This window comes from Micromonospora sp. NRRL B-16802 (assembly GCF_001279555.1).
GTDB lineage: Bacteria > Actinomycetota > Actinomycetes > Mycobacteriales > Micromonosporaceae > Micromonospora > Micromonospora profundi.
Genome location: NZ_LGEB01000097.1, coordinates 21,353 through 39,513 on the forward strand (window position 1 = coordinate 21,353; position 18,161 = coordinate 39,513).

Annotated in this window: 16 protein-coding genes; 10 read left to right on the top strand and 6 right to left on the bottom strand. The window is 70.5% G+C overall.

Going from position 1 to position 18,161, the window contains the following annotated elements; genetic code table 11:
- The first annotated feature begins 37 nt into the window (after positions 1-37).
- From urtB to ADK66_RS25595, 5 genes are read left to right on the top strand one after another with little or no spacing between them, the layout of a single operon-like run.
- Entirely contained in the window at positions 38-925 is an 888-nt protein-coding gene (gene urtB, locus ADK66_RS25575; protein WP_053660036.1) for an urea ABC transporter permease subunit UrtB, read from the top strand.
- Complete coding sequence (gene urtC / locus ADK66_RS25580) at positions 922-2,109, top strand: urea ABC transporter permease subunit UrtC (protein ID WP_053659642.1); 1,188 nt, start codon at positions 922-924, stop codon at positions 2,107-2,109. The genes urtB and urtC overlap by 4 nt, the downstream gene beginning before the upstream one ends.
- Positions 2,106-3,053 (top strand): urea ABC transporter ATP-binding protein UrtD, encoded by a 948-nt coding sequence (gene urtD, locus ADK66_RS25585; protein WP_231640191.1) that lies wholly within the window; start codon positions 2,106-2,108, stop codon positions 3,051-3,053. Before urtC ends, urtD begins: the two co-directional genes overlap by 4 nt.
- A complete protein-coding gene (urtE, locus tag ADK66_RS25590) occupies positions 3,053-3,745 on the top strand; it encodes an urea ABC transporter ATP-binding subunit UrtE (RefSeq protein ID WP_053659644.1) in 693 nt (230 codons plus the stop codon). The genes urtD and urtE overlap by 1 nt, the downstream gene beginning before the upstream one ends.
- 59 nt (positions 3,746-3,804) lie before the next feature.
- A complete protein-coding gene (locus ADK66_RS25595; protein WP_053660040.1) occupies positions 3,805-4,290 on the top strand; it encodes a molybdenum cofactor biosysynthesis protein in 486 nt (161 codons plus the stop codon).
- Between the two features lie 21 nt (positions 4,291-4,311).
- Here the strand turns inward: ADK66_RS25595 and ADK66_RS25600 are convergent, their stop codons facing one another.
- From ADK66_RS25600 to ADK66_RS25610, 3 genes are all read right to left on the bottom strand, one after another.
- Positions 4,312-4,689 (bottom strand): nuclear transport factor 2 family protein, encoded by a 378-nt coding sequence (locus ADK66_RS25600; protein ID WP_053659646.1) that lies wholly within the window; start codon positions 4,687-4,689, stop codon positions 4,312-4,314.
- Between the two features lie 139 nt (positions 4,690-4,828).
- Entirely contained in the window at positions 4,829-5,260 is a 432-nt protein-coding gene (locus tag ADK66_RS25605) for an ATP-binding protein (RefSeq protein WP_082377663.1), read from the bottom strand.
- A 108-nt stretch (positions 5,261-5,368) separates the two neighbouring features.
- A complete protein-coding gene (locus ADK66_RS25610) occupies positions 5,369-6,211 on the bottom strand; it encodes a copper resistance protein CopC (RefSeq protein ID WP_082377664.1) in 843 nt (280 codons plus the stop codon).
- Positions 6,212-6,310: 99 nt separating this feature from the next.
- Here ADK66_RS25610 and ADK66_RS31650 point away from each other — a divergent pair, with 99 nt between their 5' ends.
- The 4 genes from ADK66_RS31650 to ADK66_RS25630 all read left to right on the top strand — a co-directional run bounded on the left by ADK66_RS31650 (position 6,311) and on the right by ADK66_RS25630 (position 10,875).
- On the top strand, positions 6,311-6,778 hold the full coding sequence (locus tag ADK66_RS31650; protein WP_053659650.1) for a hypothetical protein: 468 nt from the start codon (positions 6,311-6,313) through the stop codon (positions 6,776-6,778).
- 5 nt (positions 6,779-6,783) lie between these two features.
- Positions 6,784-8,172, top strand: coding sequence for a hypothetical protein (locus ADK66_RS25620; protein WP_053659651.1), 1,389 nt, complete (start codon positions 6,784-6,786; stop codon positions 8,170-8,172).
- 493 nt (positions 8,173-8,665) lie between these two features.
- The gene (locus ADK66_RS25625) at positions 8,666-10,435 is read left to right on the top strand and encodes a hypothetical protein (RefSeq protein ID WP_053659653.1); all 1,770 of its coding nucleotides are present in this window, start codon (positions 8,666-8,668) and stop codon (positions 10,433-10,435) included.
- A complete protein-coding gene (locus ADK66_RS25630; RefSeq protein WP_157552919.1) occupies positions 10,426-10,875 on the top strand; it encodes a hypothetical protein in 450 nt (149 codons plus the stop codon). The genes ADK66_RS25625 and ADK66_RS25630 overlap by 10 nt, the downstream gene beginning before the upstream one ends.
- A 475-nt stretch (positions 10,876-11,350) precedes the next feature.
- Here ADK66_RS25630 and ADK66_RS25640 read toward each other — a convergent pair whose 3' ends face one another.
- Complete coding sequence (locus tag ADK66_RS25640; RefSeq protein WP_053659659.1) at positions 11,351-12,991, bottom strand: hypothetical protein; 1,641 nt, start codon at positions 12,989-12,991, stop codon at positions 11,351-11,353.
- Between the two features lie 150 nt (positions 12,992-13,141).
- Positions 13,142-14,707: a bifunctional NAD(P)/FAD-dependent oxidoreductase/class I SAM-dependent methyltransferase gene (locus ADK66_RS25645; RefSeq protein ID WP_053659661.1), complete on the bottom strand. Its 1,566-nt coding sequence runs from the start codon at positions 14,705-14,707 to the stop codon at positions 13,142-13,144.
- Positions 14,708-14,782: 75 nt separating this feature from the next.
- Here ADK66_RS25645 and ADK66_RS25650 point away from each other — a divergent pair, with 75 nt between their 5' ends.
- A complete protein-coding gene (locus tag ADK66_RS25650) occupies positions 14,783-15,376 on the top strand; it encodes a helix-turn-helix transcriptional regulator (protein ID WP_053659663.1) in 594 nt (197 codons plus the stop codon).
- A 64-nt stretch (positions 15,377-15,440) separates the two neighbouring features.
- Here ADK66_RS25650 and ADK66_RS32785 read toward each other — a convergent pair whose 3' ends face one another.
- Positions 15,441-18,140 (bottom strand): collagen-binding domain-containing protein, encoded by a 2,700-nt coding sequence (locus ADK66_RS32785; RefSeq protein ID WP_157552922.1) that lies wholly within the window; start codon positions 18,138-18,140, stop codon positions 15,441-15,443.
- Positions 18,141-18,161: the final 21 nt, after the last annotated feature.

An 18,161-nucleotide genomic window follows, 5' to 3' on the forward strand; every position in this document is an offset into this window, starting at 1 on the left:
GCCCAGGCCACCCGACAAGCAGTTCGGAGTACGCACCGTGACAGTCCTCTTCGGTCAACTCTTCACAGGCATCAGCATCGGCGCGGTGCTGCTGCTCATCGCGCTCGGTCTGGCGCTGACGTTCGGGCAGATGAACGTGATCAACATGGCGCACGGCGAGTTCATCATGGCCGGCGCCTACACCACGTACGTGCTGCAACAGAGCATCACCGGCGCCGGGATGTCGCTGCTCATCGCGTTGCCGGTGGCGTTCGTGGTGGCCGGCGCCATGGGTGTGCTGCTGGAGATTCTGCTGATCCGCAGGCTTTACGCCCGTCCGCTGGACACCCTGCTGGTCACCTGGGGCGTGTCGCTGATGCTGCAACAGTTGGCCCGTGACGTCTTCGGCAGCCCGAACGTGCAGACCCGCGCGCCGGAGCTGCTCACCGGCAACGTGGCGCTGCCCGGCGGCCTGACCGTCGCCAACAACCGCCTTTTCATCCTCGCCCTGGCCCTGGCCGCCGTCGCTGCGCTCACACTGGCGCTGCGGCTCACCCCGCTCGGCCGTCGGATCCGCGCCGTCGTGCAGAACCGCGACCTCGCCGCCGTCTCGGGCATCCCCACCGCCCGGGTCGACCGGACGACCTTCTTCATCGGCTCCGGCCTGGCCGGGCTCGCCGGTGTGGCGCTCACCCTGCTCGGCCCGATCGGCCCGACGATGGGCACCAACCTGATCATCGACGCCTTCCTGGTCGTCGTGGTCGGCGGGATCGGTCAGCTCAAGGGCACCGTGATCGTCGCCTTCGCCCTCGGCGTGCTCCAGGCCACGGGGGAGTACCTGACCACCCTCAGCGTCGCCAAGGTGATCGTGTTCGTGGCGATCGTCGCGTTCCTCCAGTGGCGACCACAGGGCCTGTTCACTTTGCGGACCAGGAGCCTCGCATGACCGCCGTGACACCCGCCCGACCGGACACCGCCGTGCAACCGGCACCCGCCGGCGCCGTACCGCCGAACCCGCCCGGCGGCCGGTCGCGGCTACGGGCGGTGGCGGGCTTCGCGTTCGGCGCGGCGCTGCTGTTCGCCGTGGCGCCGCTGGTGCTGTCGGACTTCCGGTTGTCGCTGCTCGCCAAGTACCTCTGTGTGGCAATGGTCGCGGTCGGCATCGGGATCGCCTGGGGCCGGGGCGGGATGCTCACCCTCGGTCAGGGCGTCTTCTTCGGTCTCGGCGGCTACGCGATGGCCATGCATCTCAAGCTCGCCGACGCGGGTCCCGGTGGGATGCCCGACTTCATGCAGCTGTACGGGCAGCTCGACGAGCTGCCGGTGTGGTGGCGGCCCTTCGCCAGCCCGTGGTTCGCGCTGCCGGCCACGGTGCTGCTGCCCATGGCTGTCGCGTTCGGGCTCGGCTCGCTGGTGTTCCGCCGACGGGTGCGGGGCGCGTACTTCGCGATCCTCAGCCAGGCCCTCGCCGCCGCCATGGTGATCCTGCTGATCGGCCAGCAGGGCACCACGGGCGGCACCAACGGGCTCACCGACATCGAGGGCTTCTTCGGCTACGACCTTGACGACCCGGTTAACCAGCGGATGGTCTACTTCATCATCGCCGGTGTCCTGCTGGCGCTGCTCGCGTTGGCCCGTCAACTCATCCACAGCCGCTACGGCGAGCTGCTGGTGGCGGTCCGCGACGGCGAGGAACGGGTCCGTTTCCTCGGCTACGACCCGGCGTCGGTCAAGCTCGTCGCGTACGTGGTGGCCGCCGGCATGGCGGGGTTGGCCGGGGCGCTGTTCGTGCCGGCGGTGGGCATCATCTCGCCGGCGCTGATCGGCATCGTCCCGTCGATCGAGTTCGTCATCGGGGTCGCTGTGGGTGGCCGGGCCACCCTGCTCGGCCCGGTTCTCGGCGCGGTCGCTGTGGCCTGGGCGCGTACCGCCCTCTCCGAGCGGTTCCCCGGCACCTGGACGTACCTGCAGGGGTTGCTGTTCGTGGTGGTCGTCGCGTTCCTTCCCGGCGGCCTGGCGTCGCTGTGGGCGCTGGCCCGCCGCCGCGACGGCGGCGCGCAACCAGGCCGGCGCACGTGGTCGCCGCTGCGTCGACGGCGGGCGGAGCGGACGGAGGTGCCGGTGGCATGAGCGAACGCACCGAGCGCAGGGAGGGCCGTGAGCGCGTGCCCAGCCAGCACAGCATGAGCGAACGCACCGAGCGCAGGGAGGGCCGTGAGCGCGTGCCGAGCCAGCACAGCATGAGCGAACGCACCGAGCGCAGGGAGGGCCGTGAGCGCGTGCCCAGCCAGCACAGCATGAGCGGCGAACGGTTGGACGGGTTGTCCGTCCGTGACCTACGGGTCAGCTTCGACGGGTTCACGGCCGTCGACGGTGTGTCGCTGGAGGTGCCCGCCGGTGACATCCGGTTCCTCATCGGGCCCAACGGCGCCGGCAAGACCACCCTCGTGGACGCGGTCACCGGCTTGGTCCGGGCCACCGGCTCGGTCCGGTTCGGCGACCAGGAGCTGCTCGGCCGCCCGGTGCACAAGATCAGCCGGCTGGGCATCGGACGGACCTTTCAGACCTCGACGGTCTTCGAGGAGCTGACGGTGGTGCAGAACCTCGACATCGCCGCTGGCGCCCGGCGTAGCTGGGCGACACTGGTCCGCCGCCGCCGGAGCATTCCCGACGAGGTGGCCGCCGCTCTGGAGACGATCGGGCTGGCCGGGCGGGCCGACCAGCTCGCCGGGACGCTCGCGCACGGCCAGAAGCAGTGGTTGGAGATCGGCATGCTGCTGGTGCAGGACGCGCGGCTGCTGCTGCTCGACGAGCCGGTCGCCGGGATGAGCCACGAGGAACGCGACGCCACCGGCGCCCTGCTGGAGACGGTGAGCCGCGACCGCACTGTCGTCGTGATCGAGCACGACATGGACTTCCTGCGCCGGTTCGCCCGCAGCGTCACAGTGCTGCACGCCGGTCGGGTGCTCAGCGAGGGCACTGTGGCGCAGGTCCAGGCGGACCCGCGCGTACAGGAGGTCTACCTCGGCCACCCGGTCGACGCCGGGTCGGCCACCAGCGGTCTGGAGGCATGATGCTGACCCTGCGTGGGGTGCACGCCGGATACGGGCGCAGTCGGGTGCTGCACGGAGTCGACCTGGCCGTCCCGCCGGACGGGGTGGCCGCGGTGCTCGGGCACAACGGCGCCGGAAAGAGCACGCTGCTGCGGGTCGCAGCAGGCCTGCTGCGTCCGAGCGCCGGCACTGTCGAGCTCGACGGCGAGGACGTGACCCGCCTCGGGCCGCACGAGCGGGTGGCGCGCGGGATGGCGTACGTCCCGCAGGGCCAGCAGTGTTTTCCGCACCTGACGGCGGCGGAGAACCTGCGCCTGGTCGCCGACGGCCGGCGCGACGGTCCGGTGGCCACGGCGGAGGTGCTGGACCTGTTCCCAGCGTTGCGTCCACTCCTGCGTCGACGGGCCGGGCTGCTCTCCGGCGGTCAACGCCAGCAACTGGCAATCGCCCGCGCGCTGATCACCCGGCCGCGGCTGTTGATGCTCGACGAGCCGACCGAGGGCATCCAGCCGTCCGTCGTCGCGGAGATCCAGGAACGGATCGTCGAGTTGACCCGGCAACCCGGTTTCAGCGTGCTCCTCGTCGAGCAGCACCTGGGTTTCGCGTTGCGGGTGGCGAGCCGCTACCACGTGCTGGAGTCCGGCCGGGTCACCTCGCGCGGCGACGGCGGCGCTTCGGCGGAACGGGAGGTCCGGGCCGCACTGGCGGTCTGAGATGACGGGGAACACCGAGCCGACCCGGGACGCGAGGTCTGGTTCGTAGAATGCGGGCCATGTCGCGGATCGTGGAGTTGCTGGCCTCACCGGTGCACCGCTTTGTGGGCCGGCCCGCCGATGGCCCGGCCCCGGCGCCACGCGGCGAACTGGTCGACGTCGTCCAGATCCAGGCCGGCCTCGGCATCGTGGGCGACCGCTACTTCGGAAAGCCGGCGCACCGCGACGCCAGCGTGACGATCATCGCCCAGGAGTCCCTGCCCGCCGGCATCGGCCTGGCACAGGTGCGGCGCAACATCCTCACCACGGGGCTCGCTGTGGACGAGATGATCGGAAAGGTGCTCGTCCTCGACTCCGGCGACGGCCCGGTCAGCCTGCGGGTCAACGGCGCCGCCCGCCCGTGCGCGTGGATGGACGTCACTGTCGGCCCCGGGGCGTGGAAGGCGCTGCGCACCACCGGTGGCGTCCGCTGCACACCTCTCAACGACGGCGTGCTGCGCGTCGGGCCGACCGTCGCCACCGTCGAACGGGCGCTCGCGTCCTAGCCCTCACGTCCACCAGCCGGGTCAGACGATGCTGATGTGGGCGGCGAGGACGCGCCACCCGTGCGGGTCGTCGTGGACCCATGTCCTGGTGTAGCGCAGACGCGCCGCGAACGGCTCACCGTCGATCACCCCTGCCACCCGGCCGAGGAAGAACGTCACACCGGTCGCCCCGACGACCAGCAGATCCAGCCTCTCCTCGACCAGCTCCTCGATGACCGAGGTGCGGTCCCGGTGCGTGGCCAGGTCCTCCGACTTGGTGTACTGGCGACCGTCGGGACCGACAGCGATCAGCTGGTCGACGAGCAGTTGATCGAGGGCGGCGACGTCGCCGGCCCGCTGCGCGGCCTGCAGTGTGCGCTCGGCGTCGAGCAGTTCCGCCTCGCGTTCGCTGTCCGGCATGCTGCCATCCCTCCGGGTCTGCGTCCCCCGGCGCCGCCGTCCGGGCTGACCGCATTGTGGCAGCCTGCGCGGCCCGTACGCGGACGGATCGCCGCCGAACCCGCACCCCCGGTCGGTACCCGTGCCGCCCGCGGCCGGCTCAGATGCCCAGCCGGATCCGCACCACGGTGCCCTCGGGGTCGCTGAGCACGGCCACCTCGTCGCAGACCTGCTCGACGATGGCAAGCCCTCGGCCGCGTACCGCGTCGGCGGCGGGCATGCCCCGACCGAACACCCGCACCGGCCCCTGGTCGACAACGTCGCAGACCAGGTGGCCCTCCTCCGCCCAGAGCCGCACCCGGCCCCCGCCGGTGGTGTGCTGCAACGTGTTCGTGGCCAACTCGCTCACCGCGAGCGTCAGCAGTTCCACCCGCTGCGGCGACAGCCCTCGCGCCAGCGCCTCGGCGTGCACGAACGTGCGCAACGCCCGCAGGTCGGTCGCAATCTCGTACGTCATGCTGTCGACGATCGGGGGAGCGGACTGCTCGGCCACGGTGCGGGTCTCCCGCCGGTCGGCCTCGAAGCGCGCCATGAGACAGCAGCACCTTCCTCGTCGCGAGAGCTGTTGTCGGCACATCATGTCATCCGGCGGTCGGCGGCTCGCTTCGTCCGTTCGGCGACGGTACGGGAGGCGGGCTGTTCAGCCCTGCGGGCGGCCGCGGCGGGCCGGCTTGCGGCTCCCACCCGGGCGCTGTCGGGGCGCGTTGCCGGACCGCGACGGCGTGCGCTTCGTCGCCGCGCGCGGGCGGGCTGCGCCCTGTCGTGGTGAGGCCGGCTTGCGGCGGGCCGCCACGACGATGATCGCGCCGACGGCCACCACGACAGCGGCGGGCACCAGCCAGGGCGCGAGCCCGCCGTCCGGCTCGGACGCCTCCGGCTGCGCCGCCGGGGTGACAGCGGCGGCGGTCGCGGCCGGCACGGCGGACGCCGACGAATGACCTTCGACCTGTGCGAGCAGGGCGGGGGACGGTTCGTCGGCGGGGGGCGTCCAGCCGGCCGGTGCCGCCGTGCTCGGGCCCTGGTAGTCGAACGTCACTGCGCCCCGCACCGCCTCGCCGTCCGAGGCGACCGAGAGGTAACTGGCGGTGTACCTACCCTTCGCCGGCCAGTGCGCGACAGCCACCATGGCCGGGAAACCCGTGTGGTAGAGCCGTGGTTCGAAGACACCGTTGACCATGAAGTACTCCTGGACGGGCTTGTCCAGGCGCTTCGGCTCGCCGTTCGACCAGCCGTTGTCCACTCGGGTGCCGTTCGGGCCGGTGACGGTGAAGTGCGCGTTGTCGGCGGGCTTTTCGGTGAAGTACAAGCCGAGCTGGGCGAGCGGCTCCCGGACCACGGTGCCGGTCAACGGGGTGGAGGTGGCCAACTGACCGTGGGCGGACGCCGCGGAGGTGGGCCACAGCAGCGTCACCACAAGCATCGCGACCAGCGCCGCCGTGGCACGGCCCAGGACGTGACAGAAAGTGGCAGGCCTCGATCGCATTCGTTCATCATGTCATTTCCCCGGTGCCGAACAAGACGTAGAGTTCACCTCCCCGACGATCATCTCCACCCCGTCCCCCGCGTCGTTCGGAGTCCGCCCGTGTTCGTTCGCGCCCCCGGTTCCCGCCTTCCCGCCCTCCTCGCCACCGGCCTGCTCACCACGCTGCTCGTCACGGGTTGCGGGCAGGACGACGACCCGTCCGTGGCCGCACCGTCGGCGGCACCGACGTCCGCCGCCGCACCGACCACCACCCCGACGGTGACGAACAGCCCCACTCCCAGCGCCAGCCCCAGCACACCAGCTGTCGACCGGGAGATCACCGTGACCATCGCCAAGCGGCGGGTCAACCCGCCGACCGGCCGGGTCACGGTGGGCAAGGGCGAGTCGATCCGGATCACCGTCACCTCGGACGTCGATGACGAACTGCACGTGCACGGGTACGACCTGGGTGCCCGACTGCCGGCCGGCGTTGCAGGCTCGGTGGAGTTCCGCGCCGACAAGACAGGCCTGTTCGAGGTGGAGACGCACGACAGCGAGCTGGTGCTGTTCCAGCTCGTCGTGCGCTGAGCGGGATGAGCGGCGCTCCGTCGCTGCTGGCGCACGGCGTCGGCGGCCGTCAGGACCTGCCCATCACGCTGGGACAGCTCGTCGTCGCCGCGGCCCTGACCCTTGTCGTCACGTTCGTCGCGCTGGGCGTGCTCTGGCGCGAGCCCCGCCTGGGCCGGGACGCGATCGGCGGCCGGCCGGTGCCGGGGTGGCTGGCCCGCCTCGTCGACGCCCCCGCGTTCCGGGCGGTGCTGCGCGGGCTGGGGCTGCTCGCCGCCGCCTGGTTCTGCGTGGGCCTGCTCGCCGGGCCGGACACCGCCGACAACCCGACGGCCGGTGCGCTCTACGTGCTGCTCTGGGTCGGGCTGGTGCCCGTCTCGTTGCTGTTCGGCCCGGTATGGCGTGCGGTCAACCCGTTGCGTACGGTCCACCTGCTCGTCGCGCTTGCCGTGCGGCGGGACCCCGAGCGTGGCATCCGCCAACTGCCGCCCGGCCTGGGCCTGTGGCCCGCCGCCGGCACCCTGCTCGGCTTCGTCTGGCTGGAACTGGTCGCCCCGGACCGGGCCACACTGCCGGTCATCGGCGCGTGGCTCGCCGGGTACGCCGTGCTCATGCTCGCCGGAGCGGCACTGTTCGGCGCGGGTTGGTTCGACCGGGCCGACCCGTTCGAGGTCTACAGCGCGCTGGTCGGCCGGCTCGCCCCGATCGGCCGGGCCGCCGACGGCGTGCTGGTGTGGCGCAATCCGCTGGACGGCATCGCCGGGCTTCGGCCCCGCCCCGGGCTGGTCGCCGTGGTTATCGTGCTGCTCGGCTCGACAATGTTCGACAGTCTCTCCAACGCCCCGGCCTGGCTGCGCTTCTCCCAGGAGAACGGCCTGCCCCCGGCGGTCACCGGCACCGCCGGGCTGGCCGTGGTCATCGGTGTCGTCGCCGTCGCGTACCTCGCCGCCGTGACCGCCGCCGCCCGCATCGGCCGGACCGGACAACCCGGTGACACGGTCCCGACTGACGGTCCGGTCCCGGTCGAGGGTGCGGGGTCCGTCCGGCGGGCGCCGGGGGAGATCGCCCACTCGATCGTGCCGATCGCTGTGGGTTACGTGGTGGCGCACTACTACTCGCTGCTGATCCTTGAAGGCCAGCGCACCGTCGCGCTGCTCTCCGACCCTCTGGACATCGGCGCGAACTGGCTGGGCACCGCGGGCTGGCAGCCGCACACCGGGCTTGTCACACCGTCCGGAGTGGCAAGTCTCCAGATCACCGTCATCATCCTCGGGCACCTGCTCGGGACGCTGCTCGCCCACGACCGCGCCCTGTACCTGTTTCCCCGGGCACGCGCGGTGGCGGGCCAACTCCCGCTGCTGGCGCTGATGGTCGCCTACACCGTCGCCGGCCTGCTGCTGCTCTACGCCGGCTAGGACCGGCCTTTTCTGGGCGCGCCTTGATCGGCGTGATTCGCCGATTCTGGGTTGAGAGTGGCGAGGTTTTGTGCTTTGCGGCTGAACGATGAGTGGCTGTCGCGCAAGTACGACCAGTGGCGACGTTGGTGCAACACTAGGTTTGATCAATTCACCTAACAGGGTCAACCGTGCCCGATCATGCTAAGGCCACCGAGCGGATGAGCTGCGTATGTCAGCCCGAATGGATGAGGTGGGCAAGCATTTGCATAACGATGCCGTAACGGCAGCCGCCGATCGATGTTGGGCAATCGCAGATGGTGGTGCTCCACTATCGGTGGTTGACGTGCAGAATTGATTTGTGGAGCGGAATTGTTTCCCCAGCGGTCCGTCGCCATGTGGGGTCGACAGGTGCGCAGCCCTGTAGCAAAGTGTATTTCCCTGAGTACGCTTCGCTGTTGGCGGGTGGAGGGCGTGGTCCGTGCAGGAGCGACGTAGCACCCGAAAGACGTTGATGAACCTCGGCATCTTCATCGTGGCTCTACCTCTCGTGATGCTGGCGGGCAGCACGGGCTGGCTCCGGTACCGGTTTGAGGCGCGCGGGGGCTGGGTCGGCCAGCATGGAGACCTACTCGAAGCGGTCGCGCGTATTGTCTTCTTCCTCCTTGCGGCCGGCGTCGGAATATTGATCTTCAGGCGGCTGCGTGATCGGTTGAACCATGAGACCGTTGACCCTGAGCCGCCCGTCCAGCCAGATGTCGCGTGGCTACAGAGCCTGCAGAGTTCGGCGGCCAGCCGGATCACCGAGGACGACCGCAAGGCGATCGCGATGTTTGTGGAGTTGGTCGTCGACCCGGCCCGACGCCGTTCCCGTCTGACCGAGACCATCGATCTCGACGAACGAGCCGTGGTGCAGCAGGTCTCGATATCCTTCTCCCTGCCCGACGCCGACGATGGCGGCCGAATGCTGTACGTACCGGTCCTGCAACCGCTCAAGGGCGAGTTGGTGGACAACTTCCACCTTCGGTCCGCGCGAGGGGAATCGTTAACCACGATGTCGTACGAGGAATCCGTCCGGCTGGCGTCGGCCGGATTGCGGCTGCTGGTCGAGATGTCCGCCGGTCAGCAGCCCACTCCTGCGCACCGCATGCTCGAGGAGGTGGAACGCGCAGCGGAGCTTGCACTCCTGCAAATCGTGGCCACTCGCGGACCGATGAACAGCCAGATCGTCGATCGACGGATGGACGTCATCCTAGAGAAGATCAAATTCCGTGACGATGAGAGCCGGCAGCGGGTCCGGAAGTACGTCGCCGCGCTCAGTTCGTCGTACCCCATCGTCGCCGTCATCCCGACAGCCGACCTGTCCAGCGGCCGCCTCCTGCTCAAGTATGAGCGCACCTTCATCCCATCCTCGCTCGTGAGGGGGTGGGGGGGATTGCTCCGCCTCGGCCTTGGCCTCAAGCCCGATCAGGTGGCGGTCCCGGTGGAGTTGGCGCTTACCGCCGACAGTTACCACCTGAGGGTCAACGCACCGTCCAACAAGTACGTGCTCAAACAGTTCCTTCAGTGCCGCCACTGCCGTACGTTAGCGACACGGCGGTGGCGCGGTAGGCGTCCACACGGCCAGCAGGATGAGCACGACAAGAAGGGCCTCTGCGCGCACGAAACTGGTCCGACCGCCGAGGTGGACCACCACTTCCGGGTGCGTCGGAGGCGCGGGCAAAGCTTTGTCCATGTATATATGCGTGGTTATGCCCAGGAGTCACCGAAGATGCGGGACCTTCAGTTGATCGCCCGGTTCAAGGAGGTGCCGCCTGGTGCCAGAGGCCGCGCAGTGGTCACCGCAGTGGCGACGACGCTGCTCATCGCGGTTGCCGGGAACCTGATCACCAGCCCGCAGGGAGCTCAGGTGGGCGGTCTGCCGGCTCTGATGCTCGCGCTGCCCGCGGTTGCCGCGGGTTGGTTCGGGATGGCGTCGGACAACAACGCCCTCGTCGGAGGCTCAATGCTCGCACGCCTGTCCCTTATCGTCAGCGGTGCAGTCTCGGTGGTCGCGGTCATTCTTTACCTAGGCTCTCCGCCGCCGGCTTTGCCAGCCCCGCAGGGGAGCACCCTCGAACACCTCACGTTCGTTGGAATCACCGACTGGCGGTGGGTTGTGCTCTGCGTGATCTCAGCCCTGAACCTGACCTACGTCTCCTACCGCTTCACGCTGAAGCTCGTTCACTACAACGACCTGCTCAAGCGGGAAGACCTTGGCGCGGGGGAGTTCGCGTGGAGATGACGAAGAGAATTGGAGGAGCATTGGCACCATCGGACGAGCACGAGCCGCAGCCGGCGCAGCCTGAGCAGCGGTACGTGGTGGAGGACGCACTCTGGGTCGTGCCGTCCAGCAACTACGTCGATCCCTCACCCCCGTTGGAAACGAGCATCTTCGACGACCCGAATCGACTCGGCAACGCCTGGCTGCTCACCGTGTCAACTCTGAAGGCCGAGGCCCGGGAGTCGAAGGAGAAAAAGCGGCAGATCGAAGAGAAGGCGCGCGCACTGATCGAGGAGGCCGACCGGGCGGTCGTGCCGCCGAACGACCATCAGGCAGACAGATCGACCGAGGTCAGTCAGCCAATCACCAAGGCCAAGGGCGAGGGCCCCGATGGTCTGTTCGACCGACTCGACCGGCTCGCCCAGGCTGCCACCAAAAGGCTCACCCTCCGGCACGGGTGACGCCGGCCGTTGGAGTGGCCCGCTCCGAAGACCCATCAGGGCGCAGCCGAGGTCCCCGACCGGCACCGGCGCCGACGGCGGTTGTTTGACCTGGGCGAACAACGTCGGCTGGCTGGCCTTGACCAACACGTACCGGTGCCCGCCGGCAGCCGCTACGGCCCGGACGTGGGCGGCGCGTCCGCGAGGATCGCCACGCCTGCAGGACCATCCAACCGCACCTTGACCTGAGCCAGGACCGTATTGGTCGACGTGTCGTAGGTCGATAGCAAATGAACCCGCCACTCGGGCAGAACGGGCACCTCCTCCATGCCGTCGACAGCGATGACCCACCGAGCCGCGAGCGGCGCCACCGGTAGTCGGGAGCACAGCCAGTAAGCCGGGACCGCCGTCAACAGCCTGCCTAGGTAGGGACAGCGACTGCCGGCCCGACTCCGCGTGCGATCGCCGCGCGGGCCGGGCCGGGCCGTCATCGAGGTCAGTGCCGGCCGGCGCCGTTCTCGCTGACCGGCTGCCCGAACGGTAGGAACGGCACCGGAGTCGGGTCAGCGTCGAGCCGGCGCGGGAACGGGTCGTCACCGCCGTGTTCCCCGGAGACGACCGAACGCTCGGTGGACGGTGCCAGGTCCGCCCGTTCGTCCTCGGGCTGGTCGGGTGGCGCCTGGTCGTCGCCGGGCTGGTCGGTTCGCGTCTGGTCGCCGCCGGCCTCGTCGGTGTGTGACTGGTCGCCGTCGGCGCGGGCGTCATCGCCGTGGTCGCTCACCGGCCGGTCCGCCGAGGGACGGTCGGGAATCAACCGCTCGACAAGCGGATGACCGGCAACCGGCCGGTCAGCGTGCGGACGGGCGCCGACCATTGGGTACTCAGCGGTCTCCGTACCGCCGGCAGCGGCGGCCATCACGGCGGCGGCGGCCAGGTCGGCCACCCGCTTCGCCTCCCGCTGCACCCGGGCGCGGACGTCCTTGGCGTGCCGCTCGGCGGAGTCGCCGGCCCGGCGGGCCTCGTCCAGCCGGGCCGCCTCGGCGGTGAGGTCCCGGCGCACCTCGACGAGCCGCTGCTGCATGCGGGACAGCTCGTTCTCCAGGGTCTCGCCCTCGACACGGATCTCGGCGAGTTGCTGCTCGGCGGTCTCCAGCTCGGTGTGCAGCTGGGTCGACTCCCGCTGGCGTTCCTCGATTTCCTGCTGAAGCGCCGCGAGCTGCTCCCGGTGGCTGGCGGCCTGCTCGTCGGCGCGGTTACGCAGCTCGGTCACATGCTGCTGCGCCTCGGCCAGCAGCGACGCGATCTGCTGCTCGGTCGAGCTGCGCTGCTCGGCCAGTTCCTCCTGGGCGGCGGCCTTCAGCTCGGCGATCTCCTGCTCGGCGGCGCTGCGCCGCTCGGCGACCTCACGCTCCACCCCCGCCTGCCACTGGGCCATCTCCTGCTGGTTCTTGGCCCGAGCGGACTGGACCTCCTGCTGGATCTGGGTACGCGCCGACTTCATCAGGGCGTCGGCGGCCACGCGCGTCTGGTTGAGTTGCTGCGCGCTCTGTTCGGTGATGCGCTTCGCCTCGTGCTGCGCGCGCTCGTACGCGGCCTCACCGTCAGCACGCAGTTGCTCCGCGCGTTCCCGGATCGTGGTCAGCTCCGCCTCGGCGACGCTGCGCCGCTCCTCGTACGCCTGCTCCTGCTCGGCGCGCCGCGCGGCCACCTCCTCGGACAGGTCCTGGCGTGCCTGCGCGGCCCGTTCGCGGGTGTCGGTGAGGATCCGCTCCGCCTCGGCGCGCAGCTCGTTCGCCCGGTCGGTGGCGGATTCGGTGATGAGAGCGGCCTGCTTCTCGGCGAGGGTCAGTATCTCACCGACCATCGGGCCCAGATCCTGGAACGAGGCGCGGTCCACCTGCACCGGCTGCTCGTGCAGTTCGGCCAGTTCGGCACGCAGCCGCTGCACCTCGGCGGTCAGCTCCCGGACCCGCACGGCGGACCGCCCGTGCTCGCCGCTGAGCATCGCGATCTGACCATCGAGCTGCTCCAGGTGCCGGTCGACCTGGCGTTTGTCGTAGCCGCGCAGGGCGAGTTCGAAGGTCGGCCGAGAGGCCGCGTCGTCGCGTGCTGCGAGCGGCTCAGCGCCGATGGACATGCACCATCCTCCGTACGATCAAGGGGCACCGGGCCGGCGGTGCACCGCCGGCCCGGCCGCGAGTGTGGCGCAACGCTACCGCCGTACGCGCCCGGTGCGAAGGCCCGCCCCGACCCCGGTTTCCGGACCTGCCCGTCCTCGGTGGATGGATCAGCGGCGGCGGGCCACGAGGACCGCGTCGTGGAAGGTGAGGTCCGGCTCCGGCCCGGGGCGACGCCGGGCCTCGGCGGTGAGGACGTCCCACTCGGCCGGGTCCAGCCCGGCTGCCACCTCCTCGGCGGTGTACATCATGTGCGGCATGTGCATGCGGTGCCCCGGGGTCCACAGGTCCGACGGGTGGTGCCCGACGATCAGCAGGACGCCACCGGGGGCCACCGCGGCGGCCAGCCGGGCGAACAGCTCCTGCCGGGGCTCCGGGGGCAGGTGCATGAACTGCGCCGACACCAGGTCGTACGCCTGCTCGGCCGGCGGCTTCTCGCGCAGGTCGGCGTGCGTGAACTCGATGCGGTCGGCGACGCCCACGGTCTCGGCGTGCTCGGCGGCCCGGGCCAGCGCCGTGGTCGAGATGTCCACAGCCGTCACCTGCCAGCCCCGCTCGGCCAGCCACAGCGCGTCGGCGCCCTCCCCGCAGCCGACGTCAAGTGCCCGACCGGATGGCAGGTCGGCGGCCTCGGCGACCAGTTGCGGGTTCGGCCGGCCGCTCCACATCGCCGGCTTCGACTGGTAGCGCTCCTCCCAGGCAGGCTCCTCCATGACGGTGGCGAGCATCTGCCGGTACGCGGTCACCGCGTCGCGGGTGTCCTCGGCGATCAGATCCGCATTGATAGCCGCGCCAGCCGTCAGGCCCGCCGCGGCAGAGGTGATCACCTGCGCGCGGAAGTCGGCCACATTGCCGGCCACCCACACGCCCGGCACCGTCGTCGCCCCGGTGGCGTCGGCCGGGATCTGGGTGCCGATCACGTGCCCGCCGACCATCACCTCCTCCGGAGCCAGGCCCAGCGCGACGAGCAGGTCGGCGCGGGCGACGGTCCGGGGTGCGACCACTACCGCGTCCAGCGCCACCACCCGCCCGTCGGCGAGGCGTACGCCGGTGAGCGCGTCGTCGGTCACCTCCAGCGCGGCGACCGGCACCGGCACCACGGCGATGCCCCGTGCGGCGAGCCGTTCGGCCGTCTCCTCGTCCGGCGCCGGCGCGTCGTGCAGCAGGAGCAGCACCTCCGAGCTCCACTGTCGCCACATCTCGGCCTGGTGGACGGCCATCGGCCCGGTGGCCAGCACACCGATCCGTCGGTCCTGGACCTCCCAGCCGTGGCAGTACGGGCAGTGCAGCACGTCACGGCCCCACCGCTGCGCCACACCGGGCACGTCGGGCAGTTCGTCGACAAGCCCGGTGGCCACCAGCAGCCGGCGGGCCCGGACGGTGTCCTCGCCGTCGAGGTCGAGCAGGAACCCGTCGTCGTCCCGGGTGACGGCCGCCACCCGTCCGGCCCGGAACTGCCCGCCGTAGCTCGCCACCTCGGCGCGTCCGGCCGCGATCAGCTCGGCCGGCGGCGTCCCCTCGCGTCCCAGGTAGTTGTGGATGTGGTCGGCCGGCGCGTTGCGCGGCTCACCCGCGTCGATCACCAGTACCGACCGTCGCGCCCGGCTCAGCGCCAGAGCACCGCTGAGCCCTGCGGCGCCACCACCGACCACCACCACGTCATATGTCTCGCTCACCGGAATGTCCCCCTACTTGTCGGCTGAGCTCCACCATCCGCTCCCCCTGCCCGGGCGGCAACTATCCTTGCCGTTATGGCAAACGAGGACAGTGTGGCGCTGGCCGCTGTCGGCCCCCGGCTACGCGCCCTGCGCCAGCAACGCGGGACGACCCTGACCCAGCTCGCCGAACTGACCGGCATCTCGGTGAGCACCCTCTCCCGGCTGGAGTCCGGAAACCGCAAGCCCACCCTGGAGTTGCTGCTCCCGCTGGCCAGGGCCCACCAGGTGCCCCTGGACGAGTTGGTGGACTCTCCTGTCGCCGGCGACCCCCGCGTACGCCCCAAGCCGATCGTCCGGCACGGCATCACCTTCCTGCCGCTGACCCGCCGGCCGGGCGGCGTCCAGGCGTTCAAACTGATCTTCCCCCCGGACGCCTCCGCCGGTGAGCGGAACCAGCAGTCCCACGAGGGCTACGAGTGGCTCTACGTGCTCTCCGGCCGGCTACGCCTGCTGCTCGGCGAGAACGACCTGACGCTGACCGAGGGTGAGGTCGCCGAGTTCGACACCCGCATCCCGCACCGCATCCTCAACCCCGGTCCCGGCACGGCCGAGGCGCTCGTCCTGTTCGGACCGCAGGGGGAGCGGCTGCACGTCCGCGCCCGCCCCGCCACCGGCGAACAGCGGTAGTCGCTGGCAGGGCGCGAGGGCCGGACCGGTTCCCCTCCGGTCCGACCCCCGCGATCACCTCGCGCTACGCGCGGATCCTGCGTTGCCGGGCCACCAGCAGCAGCGCGGCCCCCAGCAGTACGGCCAGCACGCCGGCACCCATCCAGTTGACCGGAAGGGACTCACCGGTCACCGGGAGCATTCCCTTCACCCGGATGCTGATTGTCGACTCGGGCGACACCGGCGCCGGCCCCTGCGGCGGTGTGCCGGTGGCCGTCGCTGTGTTGCGTACCGAGCCGTTGCGGATGTCGGCCTTGCTGACCGTGTAGGTCGCCGTGCAGGTCACGACCGCACCTGCGGCCAGCGTGACGGATCCGTTGGGCGTCCGGTCCGGACCGCAGGTGATCGCGCCGAGGTTTGCCGACGACGCTGGCGGGGTCGGGGTGTCGGTGACCGTCACGTCGGTAAGCGTCACCTGCCCGGTGTTGGTGACCACGAACTGGAACGGCACCTCTTGGCCAGGTCGGGTGATCACGTGGGTGGTGCTGGACTTGACCACCGTGATCCCCGCGGCGCCCGGCCTGGCCGTCACCTCTGACGAGTCCGGCTCGGAGCGGACCGGGCCTGGCGGTTCCTGGCCGGGGGTGGTCGGCGGCGTACCGACCGCGACCGCCGTGTTGGTGATGCGTCCGGCTTCGACGTCGGCCGCGGTGACCGTGTAGCGCGACGTGCAGGTGACGCTCTCGCCAGGCGCGAGGGTGACGCTGCCGTTTGCCACCGGCGGAGTGCCGCAGGTGATCGTCCCGCGCGTACCGGTGCCGGAGAAGGCGGTCTCCTCGATCGTCACCGAGTTGAGTGTGGTGGTGCCGGTGTTGCTGACGACGAACCGGTACGTGACCACGTCACCTGCGGCGGACACCACTGTGGGCGTCACCGACTTGTCGATGGCGATGGCCGGGTGCGGAATCGGGATGTCCAGCGGCGACGGCGGCGAGACCGGCGACGGGCCGGACGGCGGTGTGCCGGTGACGGTGGCGACGTCGCGCAGCGACGAACCGGCGAAGTCCTCCTCGGTCACCGTGTAGGTCGCCCGGCACTGGACGGACTCACCCGGTGCCAGCACCACAGTGCCGTTCGGGACGTTCTGCGGCCCGCAGGTGATCGGTCCGAGCACACCACGCTCGGACGGCGGCAGCACTGTGTCGTTGACTGTGACGTTCCGGAGCGTGACGCTGCCGGTGTTGACCACCAGGAAGGTGTACGGAACCTCCTGGCCGACCGACGTGATGGACGTGGTGGTGGTCGACTTCACCACCGAGATGTCGGCGGTCAGCCCTTCGACAGGGATCGTCTCGGTGTCCGGTTCGGAGACGACCGGGGGACCGGTTGGTGGGGTGCCCTGCGCGGTGGCCGTGTCGGTGACGCTGCCGTTGTCCAGGTCTGCCTGGGTGACGGTGTAGGTGGCCGTGCACTCGGTCTGCGCTCCGGGCGCGAGCGTGGTGGCGGCGCAGGTGATCGGGCCGAGGTTGTCGTTCGACGACGGTGGGGTCTGCACGTCGGTGATCGTGACGCCGGTGAGCGGGACGCCGCCGGTGTTGATGACCAGGAACGTGTACGGCACCTGCTGGCCGACTGTGGTGATCGTCGTCGTGGTCGTCGACTTGATCAGGGCGATGTCGGCCGGGGCGGCTCCCTGGCAGGAGAGGGTGGTGCTGAACGGGAAGTAGTGGATCTCGCCGCCGCGGTGGTCCAGCGTGCGCGTGATGATGGTGCCCTCGGCGTTTGTGGCCGAGAGTTTGGTGAACGTGGCGTTGGGCGCGTAGATCGTTCCTTCCACGGTGGCCGCCTCCGGGGTGAGGGTGAGCGCGGTGGCGGTCGGGAAGTTGAACAGGATGTACGGTGCCTGCGGTCCACCGATCCCGGCGAAGTTCGGCGCGGTCCATTCGAAGGTGTCGCCGACCCCGCTGGTGTCCACGTTCACCAGCAGCGGCGTTGCCGCTGTGGGCGCGTCGGCGAAGGTCAGGACCGCGATGTTGGCGAGGTCGGTAGCGGTCAGGTCGAGCACGTTCGTCACGCCCGGCGTCAGCGTCACCACGGCGTTGCTGCCCGGCGGGATCGGTCTGGGCAGCACCTCGCCCTCGGGCGTACGTAGCACCACTGTGTTGTTGCAGGTGGCCAGCCCGCTGGAGGTGGCCCGGAAGGCGGCGAACGCCTCGGTGAAATTGATTGGTGACGTCGGCCCGACGCTGTCGACGGGTTGCCGGGTGACCAGCTCGACCCGGGGCGAGGCGTCGTAGTTGTCCGCCGGCAGGATCCGGGTGTTGACCTGGGCGCCGTTGTTGTCGATGTTGCGGACGAACGCGCCGGTGAGGTCGCCGACCTTGGCGTACCCGTTGTTGAGCACCTGGAGGCGCGTGCCGGGGATGCTGCCGGCGAAGTTGACCCGACCCCCCACGACGAGGGCGCTCGGGTTGGCGTCTCCCGGGACGACGAATGATCCGGCGGTGGCGGCGGCCACCTGGTAGTTGCCGAAGGTGAGGTCACCACCGGCGGCAAGGGTGCCTTCGTTCTCGCCGCTGCCCAGGTTCGCGTTGCCCTCGGTCATCACCCCGAAGCTGAGCGCCTCGGCGACCGGATCGAGCGGCCCGATGGCCGCGGCGACCGCCGCCTGATTGACCGGTCGCGGTGCGGCAACTGCCGGCACCGGCGGGCCGCTGACTGCCAGCAGGCCACCCACGGCGACAAGCGCCGCCATCCGCGACCCGCGGCTACCATGCCACGACATCCTCATCCTGACCCCCGTATT